Source organism: Rossellomorea marisflavi (assembly GCF_009806575.1).
Lineage (GTDB): Bacteria > Bacillota > Bacilli > Bacillales > Bacillaceae_B > Rossellomorea > Rossellomorea marisflavi_A.
In genome coordinates this window covers 1037745-1054300 of the sequence record NZ_CP047095.1, presented here as the reverse complement: position 1 = coordinate 1054300, position 16556 = coordinate 1037745, and the positions used below count along the sequence as shown (strand labels likewise).

The 16556-nt window shown below is 49.9% G+C and carries 18 protein-coding genes; 8 read left to right on the top strand and 10 right to left on the bottom strand.

Annotated elements, in window-relative coordinates:
* The first annotated feature begins 9 nt into the window (after positions 1–9).
* Positions 10–1173 (top strand): ROK family transcriptional regulator, encoded by a 1164-nt coding sequence (locus tag D5E69_RS05535; RefSeq protein ID WP_048005294.1) that lies wholly within the window; start codon positions 10–12, stop codon positions 1171–1173.
* A 125-nt stretch (positions 1174–1298) separates the two neighbouring features.
* The gene (locus D5E69_RS05530) at positions 1299–2066 is read left to right on the top strand and encodes an SDR family NAD(P)-dependent oxidoreductase (RefSeq protein WP_082139267.1); all 768 of its coding nucleotides are present in this window, start codon (positions 1299–1301) and stop codon (positions 2064–2066) included.
* 173 nt (positions 2067–2239) lie between these two features.
* Here D5E69_RS05530 and D5E69_RS05525 read toward each other — a convergent pair whose 3' ends face one another.
* From D5E69_RS05525 to D5E69_RS05505, 5 genes are all read right to left on the bottom strand, one after another.
* Positions 2240–2731, bottom strand: a complete 492-nt coding sequence (locus D5E69_RS05525) for a hypothetical protein (protein WP_048005295.1) — start codon at positions 2729–2731, stop codon at positions 2240–2242.
* Between the two features lie 27 nt (positions 2732–2758).
* Positions 2759–3388 carry a hypothetical protein gene (locus D5E69_RS05520; protein ID WP_156184488.1) on the bottom strand — a complete coding sequence of 210 codons (630 nt, stop codon included), beginning with the start codon at positions 3386–3388 and terminating at the stop codon, positions 2759–2761.
* A 168-nt stretch (positions 3389–3556) separates the two neighbouring features.
* Positions 3557–4243 carry a hypothetical protein gene (locus D5E69_RS05515; RefSeq protein ID WP_159129385.1) on the bottom strand — a complete coding sequence of 229 codons (687 nt, stop codon included), beginning with the start codon at positions 4241–4243 and terminating at the stop codon, positions 3557–3559.
* A 186-nt stretch (positions 4244–4429) separates the two neighbouring features.
* Positions 4430–5056, bottom strand: a complete 627-nt coding sequence (locus D5E69_RS05510; protein ID WP_156183327.1) for a hypothetical protein — start codon at positions 5054–5056, stop codon at positions 4430–4432.
* Between the two features lie 85 nt (positions 5057–5141).
* Positions 5142–5792 (bottom strand): hypothetical protein, encoded by a 651-nt coding sequence (locus D5E69_RS05505; protein ID WP_148796581.1) that lies wholly within the window; start codon positions 5790–5792, stop codon positions 5142–5144.
* Between the two features lie 242 nt (positions 5793–6034).
* On the opposite strand from D5E69_RS05505, the gene D5E69_RS05500 reads away from it, so the two are divergent.
* Complete coding sequence (locus tag D5E69_RS05500) at positions 6035–6445, top strand: OsmC family protein (RefSeq protein ID WP_048005300.1); 411 nt, start codon at positions 6035–6037, stop codon at positions 6443–6445.
* A gap of 50 nt (positions 6446–6495) precedes the next feature.
* Here the strand turns inward: D5E69_RS05500 and D5E69_RS05495 are convergent, their stop codons facing one another.
* Together D5E69_RS05495 and D5E69_RS05490 are read right to left on the bottom strand one after the other, a co-directional pair.
* Complete coding sequence (locus D5E69_RS05495) at positions 6496–7233, bottom strand: class I SAM-dependent methyltransferase (protein WP_048005301.1); 738 nt, start codon at positions 7231–7233, stop codon at positions 6496–6498.
* Positions 7234–7298: 65 nt separating this feature from the next.
* Complete coding sequence (locus D5E69_RS05490) at positions 7299–9005, bottom strand: methyl-accepting chemotaxis protein (protein ID WP_048005302.1); 1707 nt, start codon at positions 9003–9005, stop codon at positions 7299–7301.
* Positions 9006–9543: 538 nt separating this feature from the next.
* Here D5E69_RS05490 and D5E69_RS05485 point away from each other — a divergent pair.
* The 5 genes from D5E69_RS05485 (at position 9544) to D5E69_RS05465 (ending at position 13821) form a co-directional block, all read left to right on the top strand.
* A complete protein-coding gene (locus D5E69_RS05485) occupies positions 9544–9861 on the top strand; it encodes a PadR family transcriptional regulator (protein WP_048005303.1) in 318 nt (105 codons plus the stop codon).
* The gene (locus D5E69_RS05480) at positions 9848–10420 is read left to right on the top strand and encodes a DUF2812 domain-containing protein (RefSeq protein WP_048005304.1); all 573 of its coding nucleotides are present in this window, start codon (positions 9848–9850) and stop codon (positions 10418–10420) included. The genes D5E69_RS05485 and D5E69_RS05480 overlap by 14 nt, the downstream gene beginning before the upstream one ends.
* A gap of 149 nt (positions 10421–10569) precedes the next feature.
* Entirely contained in the window at positions 10570–12513 is a 1944-nt protein-coding gene (locus D5E69_RS05475; RefSeq protein WP_048005305.1) for an ABC transporter permease, read from the top strand.
* Between the two features lie 213 nt (positions 12514–12726).
* Entirely contained in the window at positions 12727–12966 is a 240-nt protein-coding gene (locus D5E69_RS05470; protein WP_048005306.1) for a DUF896 domain-containing protein, read from the top strand.
* Positions 12967–12990: 24 nt separating this feature from the next.
* Positions 12991–13821 carry an LLM class flavin-dependent oxidoreductase gene (locus D5E69_RS05465; protein ID WP_159129384.1) on the top strand — a complete coding sequence of 277 codons (831 nt, stop codon included), beginning with the start codon at positions 12991–12993 and terminating at the stop codon, positions 13819–13821.
* 59 nt (positions 13822–13880) lie between these two features.
* Here the strand turns inward: D5E69_RS05465 and D5E69_RS05460 are convergent, their stop codons facing one another.
* The 3 genes from D5E69_RS05460 to D5E69_RS05450 all read right to left on the bottom strand — a co-directional run bounded on the left by D5E69_RS05460 (position 13881) and on the right by D5E69_RS05450 (position 16551).
* Complete coding sequence (locus tag D5E69_RS05460; RefSeq protein WP_249931565.1) at positions 13881–14477, bottom strand: class I SAM-dependent methyltransferase; 597 nt, start codon at positions 14475–14477, stop codon at positions 13881–13883.
* A gap of 249 nt (positions 14478–14726) precedes the next feature.
* The gene (locus tag D5E69_RS05455; protein ID WP_148796593.1) at positions 14727–15224 is read right to left on the bottom strand and encodes a hypothetical protein; all 498 of its coding nucleotides are present in this window, start codon (positions 15222–15224) and stop codon (positions 14727–14729) included.
* Between the two features lie 283 nt (positions 15225–15507).
* A complete protein-coding gene (locus tag D5E69_RS05450; RefSeq protein WP_048005309.1) occupies positions 15508–16551 on the bottom strand; it encodes a sugar ABC transporter substrate-binding protein in 1044 nt (347 codons plus the stop codon).
* Between the last annotated feature and the right edge of the window lie 5 nt (positions 16552–16556).

Sequence of the window (16556 nt, the reverse complement as noted above, 5' to 3'; positions counted from 1 at the left end):
AGGACATCAATGAAGCAATCGTGGAATCAAAGCAGTATGAAACATGAAAACAAACGACTCGTCCTGCAGCAGATCATCGCAGAAGAACCGATCTCCCGTGCGGATCTCGCCAAGCGATGCGGTCTCAATAAAGCCACCGTCTCTTCCCTTGTGGCGGAGCTCATGGACGACTCCCTTGTAAAGGAAGCCGGCATCGGAGAATCCAGCGGAGGTCGCCGGCCCGTCCTGCTCTATTTTTCACGAGAAGCCGGGTATGCCCTGGGACTGAATGTGGGGACGGGAACGGTGGAGGCTGTCCTGACCGATCTCAGGGGGACGACCATTGCGCAAGAACACTTCCCGTCCCGTGATAAAGAGTATGAACCAACCATCACTGTTATAGAGGAAGCGGTGGAATGGGCTCACAGGGTGGTGCCTCCATCTCCCCATGGGATCATCGGCGTCGGTGTCGCGGTTCCCGGCATGATCGACCACTGTGGTACCGTGTTGAACGCCCCAAACTTGCAGTGGCGTAACCGCCCATTAAAGTGCGATTTGGAGGATAAGCTGAAGTTGCCCGTAATGATTGAAAATGAAGCCAATGCAGGCGCCTACCGGGAATATCAGACACGGTCAGACTCCGCTGAAAGCCTTGTTTATATCAGCATCGGAACCGGTATAGGCGCTGGTATTGTGCTCAACGGATCGCTCTACCGGGGGCAGAGCGGCTATGCGGGTGAAATCGGGCATATGACGCTCGACTTCCAGGGACCACTGTGCACATGTGGAAATAATGGCTGCATGGAACTGTATGCATCGGAGCCTTCACTCGTGAAAAAGGCCATGGCGTCCGGACTGTCAGGTGGAGAGGATTTCGACTCCTTACTGCACATGGCCCGGAAAGGCAATGAATCGGTCCTTTCCCTCTTCACGGAAGCCGGCCGGGCACTCGGGAGCGGAATCGTCAGCACGATTCATGCATATGATGCGAAGCACATCTTCATCGCCAGCCGTGGCGGTGAATGGATGAAAAACGCGGTTCGTGAAACCGTCAGAAAAAAAGCACTGCCCCATTACCGGGATGACCTTGATCTCGTCTTCCTTGACACCCCGGCCGCTTCTCTTGGAGTGTCTGGGTTGGTGGTGGATGAATTCCTGAAGGAACGGAAGGGTTTTGAAAAGGTCAGAGAATAAAAAGGAGAAAACGGGAACATTTTCTTAAGTCTTTCGAAGCAAATCATTAGAAAATACACACTAGTTTGCATTACAATAAATTATGTAATTAGTATAACAACTATTTTCTGAAGGAGATGTCCATCATGGAATTCAAAGACAAGGTTGTATTGATCACAGGTGCCGCAGGAGGAATCGGGTTGGCTGCTGCGAAAAAATACGCAGAGCAAGGAGCCAAGCTTTCCCTGGTTGATTTGTCTCAGGAAGCCCTTGAAAAAGCGGCTGGTGAAATCGATGCAGAGAAATTACTGCTGGGGGCCGATGTAACGAAGGAAGAAGAAGTGGAAAACTACGTACGCCAGACAAAAGAACGATTCGGGCGGATTGACGTGTTCATCAATAATGCCGGCATCAATGGCGACTTCAAGAACATCGTGGATCAAACCGTCGAGAATTTGGATAAAGTCTTTTCTGTCAATGTTGTAGGCGCTTTCCTCGGATTGAAGCATGTGCTGAAAGTCATGATTGATCAAAAAAGCGGTTCGGTTGTGAACACAGCATCCAATGGAGGACTGTTAGGCGCTCCAGGCATGAGCTTGTATGTTGCCTCCAAACACGCTCTCCTCGGAATCAATAAGTCTGCTGCTCTGGAAGTCGCCGATTATGGAATCCGCGTCAACGCTGTGGCACCCTCAGGCGTGGATACAGCCATGATGCGCTCCATTGAAACGAATGCAGCGAAAGGCCACGAAGAAGAAGCACGTAAAGGATTCGAAGCAAGCGTTCCGATGAACCGCTATGCAACAGCTGAGGAAATTGCCGATCTTATGCTCTTCCTCTCCTCCGACCGCGCCTCCTTCATCACAGGTTCTTACTACCGCATTGACGGTGGGCAGGGTGCGACATCTGTATAAGAAAAATTCAGGAAGGCCCTTGTTTGTACAAGGGACCCTCTGCTTGGTGGAGCCTATACACCCTTTCACCGTCGACAGCAATCTGCTGGCGGTTGATCGCTTCACTAGATGATACACAACAAAAAAACCGACAAAGGGAAGATGCATCCCCATGTCGGTTTCTTCTATTCTTCTTATTCCAATTCCTGATCAGTGATCTCTACGTCCCACTCATCTGCAAGCTTCTTCAGATCTTTATCGAACTTGACCGCTTTCTCTTCGATTTTCATCTGAGTCTCATCTGCTTTCGTCATCAGTTCCTCGTCCTCCGTCTCGAAGGCTTCTTGTTGGACGTCGAGGTTTTCCCTGCTCATTTTCACGACTTCACGCAGTTGCTTTGCTTTCGCTTCTACCTCATCTGTCTTGAACTCCCACGAATCGATTTCTTTCAGCATCTTATCGTATTCCGGCTTGGCATCTTCGATTCCCGCAATGAGTGCTTCGATATCATAACTGGTCACTGCCTCTAAGATCGGCTCATTCGCTTTTTCTTCCATTTCAATGATCTTATTCAGTTGTTCATTATTGAACTCGACCAGTTCATCTGCCTTGCCGCTCCCAAATACACCAAGGCTGCAACCTGATAAAAGAAAAAGTAGTGCTGACGCTAACATAAGTTTCTTCATTCTAATTCCCCTTTGTAAAGTTCTGCTTTATGGTTGTGTATACGTGTACCCATACTTCGCCGCGAGTTCATTCAGATTGTCATGGAACGCTGCCGCCGACTTCTCGAATTCATCCCCTTTGGCATTCATTTCTGCTTCCTTCCCAGGGTCATTAAAGGTTTCCCTGTAGAGGACGAGGGATTCTTTATACAGGTTCACTCCCTCTAGTGCTCCTTCTTTCGCTTTCTGTAGTTCTTCCAAGTCCACCTTGATGGCTTCGACCCTCTCGATCACTTCATCATAATCGATGATGGCCTGATCCAGGACCTCGATCAGTTCTTGTTCCGGCTGTTCGCTTGCTTGCAGGATGGAGTCCTGGATGTCCATTTCCAGTTCACCGACTTCTGCCATATCCACATCCACAAAGTGCTCGAACTGTTCCTCAGGAGTACTTGGAGAAGTCGCACCATCGCTATCCTCATTGAGGGCATCCCCCAGTGAACCGTCCATTTCTTCTTTCAGTCTCTCAAGCTCTTTCTTCGATTCTTCCAATTTCGCTTCTGCTTCAGCGGTCTTATCCTCTGCCTCCGAATCAGCTGTAAGGACCTTTGCCGCCTTCTGTAACCCGCATCCGCTCAATAGCAGTGCAAGTAGCATGATGATCAGTATCTTTTTCATTTCCTGTTGCACACCCATTCCCTGCCAATTTCTAAACCTTTCACATAATACCATTTCTCTGGGTTTTCCATAATGATTCCATCGATTCATTTTGTTTCGGCCGTCCAGTCGGGACTGCTCTATCTTGTGTCTTTTTTCCCAGAAACGTTAAAGAAGGGATAGCATGGGTCAGGAAGGGGGAGCCATCTCATAGTCAATTCCGTATTCCTTACTGATGTCATCCACCAGCGTGCGGTATCGCTCGACTGACTCTCCGTATTCAAGCGTCTTTTCTTCCACCTTTGTGCTCAAGGATGGGTCATCGATGGTCTTCCTGATGAGATCGAGTGTATCCCTGTACAGCTTGAACCCGTTGACGAGCTCCTCCTTCACGGGCTTCAGTTCATCTGATTCTGCCGGAAGGCTTTCTGCCTGTTCGACCAGGGATCCGTATTCCGAGATGCCCTCATCCAGAGCCTTCCTGGCGGCTTCCTTGTCCCCGTTCATCTCATAGAGATCGACCCCGTCCTGTACCTTCTGGCGGATCACCATTTCCTGTTGACCGATGGCAGGGACGCTCACGGCGATGAACTGCATGAACTGCGCTTTATCTTCCGTCTCCTCCCCCCCTTCGCCCTTAGTCGTGCCGTCCTTTCTCTCAGTAGAGGCAGCTGGATCTTTCCTGACTTCCTCTTGCTCTTTCGGCGCAGGCTCTTTATCCGACGCACCGGCATCCGGTTCCTTTGGCTGAGACTTCGCCTTCTCATCCTCCATGCCCCCGCATCCACTCAATAGGAGGAGGAACAGGACGGGCAACAGGAATTTCTTCATTGCGTGATTGATCATACTCCACACCTCGACAGGTTCTTCCATCATATTGGCAATTGTTCACTTTGATTTACCCATATTTTGAGAGGATAACCCTATTTTTGTAACTTTTTGCCGATGACTTTTGGTCTGGATTCCTGGTAATAAAATAAGACTTGCGGTCGTGTCGACATGTGGGAACCTGAAAGCTTGGGATCGTCTGGATCGCCAACCGCACTGCTTTTCAATTAAACATCATTGTTCAAACGAATACCCATACTCATCGGCAAGATCCTCAAGATGAGACTGGTAGGTTCCTTTTGCCCGTTGATATTCAAGGTTCTTTGCCATCATCTCCTCGTCTTTTGATGGGTCATCGATCAATTCCCTGTTGAGAATGAGATACTCCTGATAGATGCTGAATCCCTCAAGCGCCTCTTGCTTCAGCTTGACCAGCTCATCCGATTCCACTTCGATGGCCTCCATCTTCATCGAGAGCTGCTCATATCCTGCGATGGCCCTTTCCAACGCATCCTTCATCGCCTGATCCTTATCCTCGGCAGGTTCCCTTTGGGCTTGGGACAGACTGACTTGTATGTTATATTCCATGACTGAAATGTCACTCATATCCTCTTCTATGAATCGGGTGAATTCGTCTGCCGGGGTCATGCTTCCGTTCTTGGAAGATTCATCCTTGGCTGCCTGATTGCCTTCCGTCTTCTGATCCTGGTCGTTCCCTTTATCTTCCGTTGATTCTTCATCGGTTGCAACCGCTTCTGCATCCTCCGCCTCTGTGTTTGACGAATTGATCTTTTCCAACTTCATCAGGCTGCATCCACTCAGTAAAAAGGGAAGCAGCACGAAAACTAGTAATCTCTTCATTCCAGTGACCACCCATCCTGTTTCGTCTTTTGGATCTTTAAGGGGAGTAAGCCCTTTCCTCTTGGACTTTCTCCTACTTATCTCTTTATTCAGGCTGTCCGACCTGATAGTTGATGCCATACTTCTCGCTGAGCTCTGTGACCATGCTATGGTACTTTTTCACGGATGCATCATATTCCGCGCCCATGATGTTCGCTCCGGTCCACTCGGAAGGATCATCGATGGCATCCCTGATCATCCTGAGGTATTCCTGGAAGAGCATCACGCCATGGATCAATTCTTCCTTGAGCGGTTCCTGTTCATCCATGTAGGTCCGGACATTTTTCGCATCCTCAAGGATGGATTCGTATTCCTTCATGGCCCAGTCCACCGTCTCATACGCTGCCTCTTTGTCCCCATCCATTTCGAAAGCGGACAGTGCCTCATACAATCTTTCCTCTACAGCCGCTTCCCGCTGGCCGATCGGAAACACTTCCTGTTCAATGAAAAGCAGCAGTTCGCCTTCCCCTTTGACCGGTTCATCTCCCCGTTCGATCTCATCCAGCTTCTTATTCGCTTCTTCCACAAGTGCATTGGCTTTATCTAAATTCGATGGCTCATCAGACTTTTCTTGGGCTGTCTCCTCCCCGCCCGTTTCCTCTGACGGGGAACTGGACGGAAACACCTTTCCAAGTTTCGTCAGCGAGCATCCGCTCAGCATGATTGCAACGAACACGATCATCAGTATCCTTTTCATTCCATCCATCACCTTTCCTTTTCCACATATGTGTCCGATCACAGCACTCATGTTTTTCCATAATGATTCCAATTGCTCATTTTGATTTACCCATTTTCCACGCAGCGAATCCTTTTTATTACATTTAAAGAAAAAAATCATGAGGACGATCCCTCATGACACTTCTGTATTTCTTACTAAACGTTTTGATATAATACTCACAAGGGTATATCACTTATATCTCTACGAAAGGGGTGCGATCCATGAAGTTCACCATTCATGAAGACTCCGTCACAACCGGTACCACCTTCGGGGATCTTTCCGTATCGACCAATGAAGAGGAAGGATATCGCCCGTTTCAATTATTCATCTCTTCCCTGGCAGGATGCAGCGGGACATTGCTTCGCACCATCTTAACGAAAAAGCGGATGGATGTTGCCCATATGGAAATTCTGGCGGACTACGTGAGAAATCCGGAAGAAGCGAACCGGATCGAAGAGATCCATTTCACTGCATGCGTTCAAACTGACCATAGCCTGACGGAAAAGCAGGCAGAGCGTATTTCACAGCTCGTTTTGACTAACTGCAGCATGATTCAATCGGTCATTTCTTCTATGGAGATTACGTTCAAGATCCACCTCATTGATGAGAAACATCCTTCACAAGAAAAATAGCCCGAACGAAAAAAAAGATTGCCTGAAGGGACGGCAATCTTTTTTCATGATTATTTTTCACACGAGAAAAGCAACACGACGGGGATCCTCAAACGTCGCTCATATTCCTCATCGCTCGAGAAATGCTCCCGCTGTGGATGACCTTCCCGAAGGGTATCCACGCGGAATCCCGCTTCGGTCAGCGCCGTGAAATACTGCTCAGTCGTGCGGTGATATTTCACCACGGTCTGATCGATCCAAGGTTCCTTCCGTTCACCTGTACGGAAATAATCATCCACGATCCAGCTTCCGCGACGTTCTCCGTTCTCCTTGCTGGCGAAAGAGGACGTGGTGAGGGGATGCTGAAGGCTGAAAATGAAGCGCCCGCCGGGTGTCAGCGTCAAGTGGATGCTCCTGAAGATGCTCTCGATGTCTTCTATGTAGTGAAGCACAAAACGGGAAGTGACCAGGTCGAAGCTTGCTTCAGGGAATGCATAGGTCTCCAGGGTTTCATGAAGGATTGTCGCCTGGGGGTGACCGGCAAGGGATGCCCTTGCCGCCTCCACCATCTGGCTCGATCCGTCCACCCCGGTATAGGAGCCAGCTCCCCCTTCAAGGAGTGCCGTCCCGAACGCCCCGTCACCGGAGCCGAGGTCCAGGATCCGGGCATCCTCATAATCCCCCATCAGCTCCACCATCACCGGTCCTTCGATGGCATTATTCGGACTGTCGCGCCTACCCCTTCGCTTCGTGTACTGATCAAAAAACGCTTCATTATCATAAACGGTCGAACCTCTGTATTCGGTCATATGTCCTCTCCTTTTTTGAAATGGTGAGTGGCGCATGGGGACGGTCCCCGTACGCCACCCGTGCGCTAGACTGTGAAACGGCTGACGAGCTTTTGGAGGTCGTCGGCCATGGTGGCGAGTGATGCAGTGGTGGCTGAGATCTCCTCCATGGTGGCGAGCTGTTCTTCGGTGGCGGCGGAGACGTTTTGGGTGCCTTCGGTGGTGAGTTTGGCGTGGTCATCGATTCCTGTTATGCCGCCTACGAGCTGTTCGGTACTCGCGGACATCTGGCCGGATGAGGCCGATACTTCCTGGATTTGTGCAAGCACTTCCTGTGCGGAGGTGGTGATGGTGGTGAAGGCTTCCCCGGCTGCCGAGACCACCTGTTTTCCTGTCGTGACGTTGGATGTTGCCTCTTCCATAAGATTCGTCATGGAGGTGGTTTCTTCCTGTATGGTCGTGATGAGTTGTTCAATTTCCTTTGCCGAACGGGCCGACTGCTCCGCAAGCTTGCCCACTTCCGATGCGACGACGGCAAATCCGCGTCCATGTTCACCGGCCCGGGCAGCTTCAATGGCGGCGTTCAAGGAGAGGAGGTTCGTCTGGGAGGCGATGCCCGTGATGATGGTCGTGATTTCACCGATCTTGGAGGAGCGCTCCTCGAGTTTGGCCGTGTTCGTTGACAGGTGCGTCATGCTCTCCTCGATCTTTTTCATCTGGGCGACGACGCTTGAGATGGCTTCATTCCCGTCTTTTGCCTGGCGTGATGCTTCAGAGGAAGTGGCGGCTGCCTGCTGTGAGCTTACGGCGATCTGCTGGGCACCGGCGGACATCTCCCCAATGCTTTCGGACATCGCTCCGATGATCCGTCCCTGATGTGTGGTCCCCTGGGCGAGATCCTGGATATTCCGGACGATGTGTTCTGTCGCTTCTGTTGTATGATCCGTACTGGCAAGCATCTCCTCAGATGAAGCGGCAAGCAGCTCCGAGCTTTCTTTGATGTGGGCAATCACCGACTTGATGCCGGCGACCATGTGATTGAATGAGGTCCCGAGAGACCCGATTTCATCCTTCGAGCGGTAGGTGCTTTCCACGGTCAGATCTCCATCGGCCGCCCGTCTCATCAGCCCCTGCATCTCTTTGATCGGACCGACGATCAGGCGGACGATGGCGATGCCGAGAAGCAGGCAGAGTAAAGCAGACAATGCGACTGCCGTCGTCTGGATGACCGTTGCTTGTTTGAAATAGGATTCGTTGGCCTTTTGAAGGTTGGCAGCCTCTTTTTCATTGTGGGAGGTCAATTCATCGATGATCAGGCCGATTTCCGTCCGGTACGGCTGGACCCGGTCAATGAGGATCCGGTACGCCTGTGCATTGCTATCCGAACGGGATGCCAGATCCGTTGCAGCCTTCAGTTCTTCTTTATACGATGTAACAAGTTCTTCATACGCACGGATCTTTCCCATCGTGTATTCGGTGCGGTTTTGACGATAGGACGAAATGATCGCCTCATTATCACTCAGCGTCTTCTCGATTTCCTTTTCTAAAAAGGCTACTCGTTCCGGACCCTCAGATACCATCAACTCCATGGCCATGGCATCTACCGTGCGGTTATGGATCTCAACCTCCATCATCTGCTGAATCGATTTCAGTCGCTTATCATACATTTCAGCCGTATTGGCCGCCATCCCTTTCATATAGATATACCCCGTTGCCCCCACCACACAAATGAATACCAGCGCACACACAATCAACACCGCAATCTTCCTGCTCACCCTCACATTCTTCAGCATCCTGCCACGCTCCCATTCTCTGGAATAAAAATCCAACTATAGTTGTAAAAAAGTCTGTTATTTTTGTATCGGGTGAGATGCCGGTTTGTGAATACGTTTACAAAAATTTAGTGAAAGGCCAGGTTGAATAAGGTTTATATAGACATTTATGGATATTGAAAAGAACATGAGGAAGATGCAAACACAGATGCATTTTGACATATGGAAATACTAATAGCCTTCGAATTTTCTGGGGATTATGTCAGGCATTGCCGGAATTGTCCTGATCATTAATATGATGGAAGCCGGGTGAACACGTTTGTCATTAGCGTGCTTGGATCACAACTTTTCACTCATATAGTAGTTGCTCATGTTAAATGAAATAGTCGCACATTTGTTTTATCGTTTAGAGTCCGCAATTCGGTAAAGGTCGGTACCCTCCAAAAGGGAAACCGGCTTTTTTGATGAATTTGGAAATAAGGCATTGACTATTCAGTTGAACTGTATTATCTTTTTAGTAAGTTGAACTATATAGTCGAACTGAATAAAGGATGAGACGATGAAGCATAAATTATTACCCCTGTCAGAAACGATGCACTATATCCTGCTCGCACTGCGCGAGCCCCTGCATGGCTATGCTGTCATGCAGAAGATCGAAGAAATGAGTGATGGCGCGGTCGTGCTCGCAGCGGGTACCCTGTACGGCGCCGTTGAAAATCTGAATAAGCACGGCTGGATCGAACCGGTCGGGGAAGAAGGCCGGAGGAAGGTCTATCAGATCACGTATGACGGAAATGCCGTTTTAAATGTAGAAAAAGAACGATTGCAGCATATTTTATCCTTATATGAAGGAAGTGGATCGGTTGAAAAAGCTTAGGATCTTTTTTGATATCGAAAAAGAAGAAAAGTGGCTGAATGAGCAGCTGGCGAAAGGATTCCGCTGCACCAAAATCAGTTCGCTGGGTGTCTATACGTTCGAGGAAACGGACAAAAAACATGTGATGCGATTGGATTACCGTGACCGGATGAAAAAGGAAAAACACCTCGAGTATACGGACATGTATGAAGATTTCGGCTGGAGCAGCATCGATGGTTCTAAGTTAGTCGGAATCCGGTATTGGCAGAAAGAAGCGGACGGTCACGATGAGCTTTTCTCCGACCGCGAGTCCCTGGCTAAATACTATCAGCGGTTGATGGGCTACTCCTTTTGGTTAGGGATCACCATGTTTTGCATCGTGGCCATGTATTTTTTCAATCAGGACTACAGCCTTTACCACGACGGTCTATGGCGCATGGAAGGCTCACTATTTTGGAAAGCGTTCATTTTTGAAACACCGTTCGCCCTGTTGAAAGCATTGCCTGGGATCATGGTGATTTTGTTCATCGGCAGTTATTACAGAGCGTATAAAAAGTATGAGTTGTTCAAGGAAGCTTGATGCGCGGTGAGTCCCCGCATCTTTTTTCTTTCCTTACCCATGTGACAACAATGTCACACCATCCCCCATTTTGTTCGCCGAATGAAACGATTCCCGCCTGACTCCTCCCTATAATGGGAAATACCAACAACGAATCAGGAGGAATCATCGTGAACATGTACTCTCTTATCGGAAAGAATCTCAAGAAGAATCTCAAAAACTACTATCTTTATATTTTTGCCCTGACCTTCGGGGTGTCGCTGTTCTTTGCCTTTGTCACCCTGCAGTATGATCCGTCCATGGATGCGACGAACGGGTCGATCAAGGGAGGGGCCGCCATCCAGGTGGCGTCCTTCATGCTGATCGCCATCATCGGCGTCTTCCTTATCTATGCGAATGCGATCTTCATCAAACAACGCAGCAAGGAAATTGGGTTACTACAGTTGATCGGGATGTCGAAGAAGCGGATCGTGTTCCTATTGAGCGCGGAGAACTTCCTGCTGTATGCCGTGGCCACCGTGCTCGGAATCGGCGTGGGATTTGCCTTTTCGAAGCTGATTACGTCGATCCTCTTCAAGGCAGTCGGGATCACGGCTGTCGCAAAGCTTCATTTCTCCATGGCCGCCATGGAGCGGACCCTCATCGTCTTCTCTGTGATCTTCCTGTTGATCCTGCTCATCAATGCCGCCTTCATCAAGAAACAGAGCATTTTGAGCCTGTTCAAAGTCAAATCTGCTTCTGAAATGAATGTGAAGAAGCAATCCGTGTGGGAGATCCTGATGGGTATCCTCGGCCTTGGCCTGGTATCGTCGGGGTACTTTGTATCAACGAAGCTGTTCGGCGGGGATTTCACGTCGACGATCGAACTGATGGGTGCCATGATGTTCATCCTCGGTTCGGTCATCATCGGGACGTATTTCTTCTATAAAGGGTCTGTGAGCTTTGTGTTCAACGTGATCCGCAAGCAGCGAAAAGGGTATCTGAACGTGCGGGAAGTCCTGTCCTTGTCCTCCATCATGTTCCGCATGAAGACGAATTCCATGCTCCTGACGATCATCACGACCGTCTCGGCACTGGCCATCGGACTCCTGTCCCTCACATACATTTCGTACTATTCAACCGAGGCGTCTGCCGAGAAGCAGCTCCCGGATGATTTCACCTTCCTCCAGGAGGACGGGTTGAATCAATTCGAGAAAGCCCTTGGTGACCATCGCATCGATTACAGCGAAAACCGCATCGACGTGCTTCAGGTGGCGGTCGATCTGGAAGGCATCGTGTCCGGTAAAGTGGACGGGATCGCCATGGATCTAAGCAAAGCGCAAATGGCCGTCATCTCTGCAGATGATGCCGGGTTGAACCTTAACGAGGATGAAGCGATCCTGACGGGGTACAGTGATATGCTGAAGAACTTCATGCCGATGAAGGAGAAAGGGGAAATCGTCCTCCAGAACAAAGATACGAAGCAGCCGCTTGATCTGATCAAAACGAAGGATGATCACTATATTTCCTGGAAATTCACAGGTGGCGGATTCCCGGTGGTGATCGTGAACGATACCGTCTTTCAAACGATGAAGGAACATCTGGATCCCGGGCTTCAGGGTACATCCAATGCCAATCTGGGCGTCAACATCAAGGATGACCGTCAACTGGAGAAAGCGAACGATCTGTACGTGAGCCTGTTCGGAAAAGAAGAAAACCTGTCTGATTCCCGTCCGATCTACATCGAGTACCAAAAAGCCAATATGGGGATCTCCGTGTTCATCGTCGGATTCCTCGGACTCACCTTCCTCATCACATCAGGCTGCATCCTTTACTTCAAACAGATGGATGAAAGCGAAGAGGAACGTCCGAACTACACGATCCTCCGCAAGCTCGGCTATTCACGACATGACCTGCAGAAAGGCATCCGCTTCAAGCAGCTGTTCAACTTCGGGATCCCGCTCGCCGTCGGCCTCCTGCACAGCTACTTCGCCGTCAAATCCGGCTGGTTCTGGTTCGGCAGCGAACTCTGGACGCCACTCCTGATCGTCATGGGACTCTACACCGTCCTCTACTCGGCATTCGGCGTCCTCTCCACCCTCTACTCCCGCCGCATCATCCGGGAATCCCTTTGATGACGAATGAATGGGGACGGTTTTTGAAGCAACGGGTGACGCGTAGGGACGGTTCTTATACGAAAAATTAATCAAAGCGATGATAATGGACGATTCCCTTCTTTACGGGAATCGTCCTTTTTTGCCCAGTTGACATTCCCATATTCTGGTGGTAAACTACATTTATCTCGAATTCGAGATAAATGAATATAAGATAAAAAGGAGGACGAACACATGATCAGCAGCTTGCAGCGAATCAATGAACTGGCCCGTAAAGCACGTAAGGAAGGGTTGACTCCAGGGGAAGTCGAAGAAAGAGCGGCATTGAGGGCAGATTACCTGCAGGAAATCCGCGGTCAGGTCTCCTCCACCATGAGCAGTTTGACCATCGTGAATGAAGACGGCGAGGACGTCACCCCTACAGCCCTTGTCATCGAAAAAGCCATTCAGTATCGGAATTCACTTCCGTTTTAATCATAGAAGAAAGAAGGAATCGACATGGAAATCGGATTGTATTCAATCGGGGAACATTTGAGGAATCCCATGAACGGGGATTATATTTCTGCCCAGCAACGGATCCGGGAATTAATTGAAACGGCTGCCTACGCAGATGAAGCCGGGCTGGACGTTTTTGCCGTCGGGGAAAGCCATCAGCGCCTGTTCACGACCCAGGCCCATACGGTCATCCTCGGTGCGATCGCCCAAGCCACGAAAACCATCAAGATCGCAAGCTCCGCAACGGTTCTCAGTACATCCGATCCGGTTCGCGTGTACGAGGACTTCGCCACCATCGACCTGATCTCGAACGGCCGCGCGGAGATCGTGGCCGGCCGCGGGTCGCGTGCCGGTGCGTATGAGCTCTTCGGGTATGATGTAGAGGATTATGAAGACTTATTTGAAGAGAAAATCGAGCTTCTTATGCAGCTCAATCGTGAGGAGAACGTGACGTGGGAAGGAAGATTCCGTGCGCCTCTTCGCAAGGCCACCATCCTTCCGCTTGCCACGACAAGCTTCCTTTATACAGCCAAGGACAGCCAAACGGCACTGAGGGAATTCTATCCCCACCTCAACAGCGCCATGATCCAGCTGAAGGGCGGCGGATACCCGCAGGATCAGTTCGCCGCAGCCACTGACCACCGGGATGCCCTGATGATCGGCTCCCCTCAGCAGATCATCGAGAAGATCCTCTATCAGCACGAACTCTACGGCCATCAGCGCTTCCTCGGGGAAATCGATCTTGGGGGAATACCGCTTGACCAGATCAAGAAGAATATCGAGCTCATCGCTACCGACATCATGCCGTCGGTTAAGAAATATACGGCGGGATGATATGGTAAAGAGGGACGGTCCCGCGCACCGATTCTGCTACATCGGAACCGACCCATGTTTCACCGCCTGCGTAATTGTTCCAGCTTCCATAAAGCCATTGTTTTGGTGCGGAGCGTTTCTTCAAGTACCACAGTGGGTTCAGGGAAGGAAAATGGCGGCAAGCACAGATTAAGGGGTCTCCAGTGTCCCAGGGGGATGTCTTTGTTTAGTGGAACTGAAGGGAAGTGAGTGAGTAATACATAGGTACTCCCACTATTGAGGAAGTTGTCGATGGATTGTTCCACTTGGTGAAATGGGAAGTGAACTAGGGCGTCCCGACAAATAATCAAGTCCACTTTTGGCAATGGATCCTTCATGATATCCCCTTCTATGAATTGAATATTTCGCGAAGCATGTTCCGTTTGATTCTTTTTGATGATGTCAGAAACGATATCTACTCCAACATAATGATAGTTGGATAAATCGACATGCTTCATCCAATTAAAATCACCGCAGGGAGCATCCAGTATGGATTGAATGTTCAGTGAATCAAACAGCAAGGGTAGTTCATTTAAAAGCCCCTGGGCTTCGCGCATAGAGGATCCGGTCCCCGATACCGACTCTTCACTTCCCCATATGTTTTCCTTATAGATTTTGGTGAAAATATCTTTCATCATACTAGTCTCCTTCATCTGCATCTGATTTTTCATTTTATGTATTCGCCTAAAAAAAGTGCTGATTTCAATTGAACCATGCATACATACAGAGTGGTCAGGGCTTGGTTGAAGAGAAAGAAAAAAGCACCCGGTGCGAAGCGGCACTGAATGCTTTCATCATTTTATTCTATGCTGGTGTACATCGAACCCCTTCAGGACCCTTCAATTACGAGTATTCACTCTTCAACCTCAACGGCATGGGTGTCAGTTCTATTGATCTTTCAATTCCACTTCCCAGTCCTCCGCCAGTTCTTCGATATGTTTGTTTAACGTTGTGACCTTTTTATTATAGTCTGCAAGCAGGTCATCGGACTCTTCCATCAAGGCATCATCGGTGGCTTCGAGGGCGTCCTTTCGTTTATGAAGGAATTCAAGGTAGAGTTCTTCTGCCTCACGTGTCTCTTTTACTAATTTTTTCATTTCAGATTTTTTATAGTTCCAGGAATCTATCTGATCAAGAATGTCTTCATAACCAGGAATGGCATCATTTTCGATGGCAGCCACCACTTGATCAAGATCCTTGTTAGGACCCTTCGATGCTTCAATCATCGATTTTCTGGCGTCCGCTTCCATGGATCCCAGCTCAACTAGATCTTCATTGATGAAGGCAATCAGTTCTTTTTGGCTTTTATACGTAAAGAACGTATAATCCACGCTGCATCCGGCTAAGACCATCGTGGCCAAGCAGGCTAAAAATAGTTTTTTCATAGGCATCTCCTTCTCCTCTCTCTTATGTACAGATCAGGGTTTGATTATCCCGACTAGCGTCTTTTTTACAACATTTCCCACTATATCATGGATACCTTTACCCATAAAAGTACCTTTTTATTCATTTAAGCAACGGATTTACCAGGATGAAGGGCCTACCATCTAAAAAAAAGGGACGGTTCCGTTCAGGCATCAGCCGATCGGAACCGTCCCTTTCTTAATCACGCTGGTCTTAGCATTTACACGTCTGACTGTTTTGACGCACCGGAACCGGCACCGTGCGTCACTCATACACTTCCTCCCGGGTGTGGAAGTCGTCGGCGATGATGGTGGTGTCGAGGTTGGCTTTGTTGACGGCGGTGGGTTGGAGGAGGACGGATGGGACTTCGATTTTGCCGTTGTTGATTTTTTTGTCGGTGTCGATGTATTCACCGCGTGCGATGGAGATGGCGAGGGCTGCCGCTTCTTCGGCCAGGATGTTGATCGGCTTGTAGACGGTCATGGCCTGGGTGCCCTGGACGATGCGGCGGACGGCGTTGAGTTCGGCATCCTGCCCGGCGACGGGGATCTTCCCGGCGAGTCCCGCTTCCTCCAGCGCCTTCTCGGCCATGCCCGCGGTGGCATCGTTGGCGGCGATGACGGCATCGATGTCCTGCCCGTTCGCTTCAAGGGCCTCTTTCATATTCTCATAGGCGTTCTCGGGCAGCCAGTTGTCGGTCCACTCATCGTACACCACCTGGATCTCTCCCCGGTCGATCGGCTCCTTCAGTACGTCAAAGACGCCTTTCTTCAAGAGGTGGGCGTTGTAATCCGTTTCCGCCCCGCCGATATACACATATTTCCCCTTGGGAACAAGTTCGGTGACGGCATCTGCCTGTAGCTCCCCGACCCGTTCGTTATCGAAGGATACGTACAGGTCGATGTCGGCATTCCGGACGAGACGATCATAGGAGACGACCTGTATGCCGGCCTTATGGGCTTTTTGGACGATGGCCGCGGCGGCTTCGGCGTTATACGGGACGATCACGAGGACGTCGACCCCTTCTGCGATGAGGGTTTCCGCCTGCAGCACCTGAAGGGCATCATCCCCACGTGCCTCCGTGATCAACACTTCCGCTCCCTGCTCTTCCACGGCCTGCTTGAAGAGATCCCGGTCCCGCACCCATCGCTCCTCCTCCAGCGTGTCCATGGAAAATCCGACCTTCACGGGACCTGGCGCTTCTTCTTTTTCTTTATGGACCGGCACGACCGGCTTATCTTCTTCGCATCCGGCGAGGATCACCCCGAAGAAGAGGAGCCACGCCAGGTGACGCATCGCTTTCCCCATGCCCC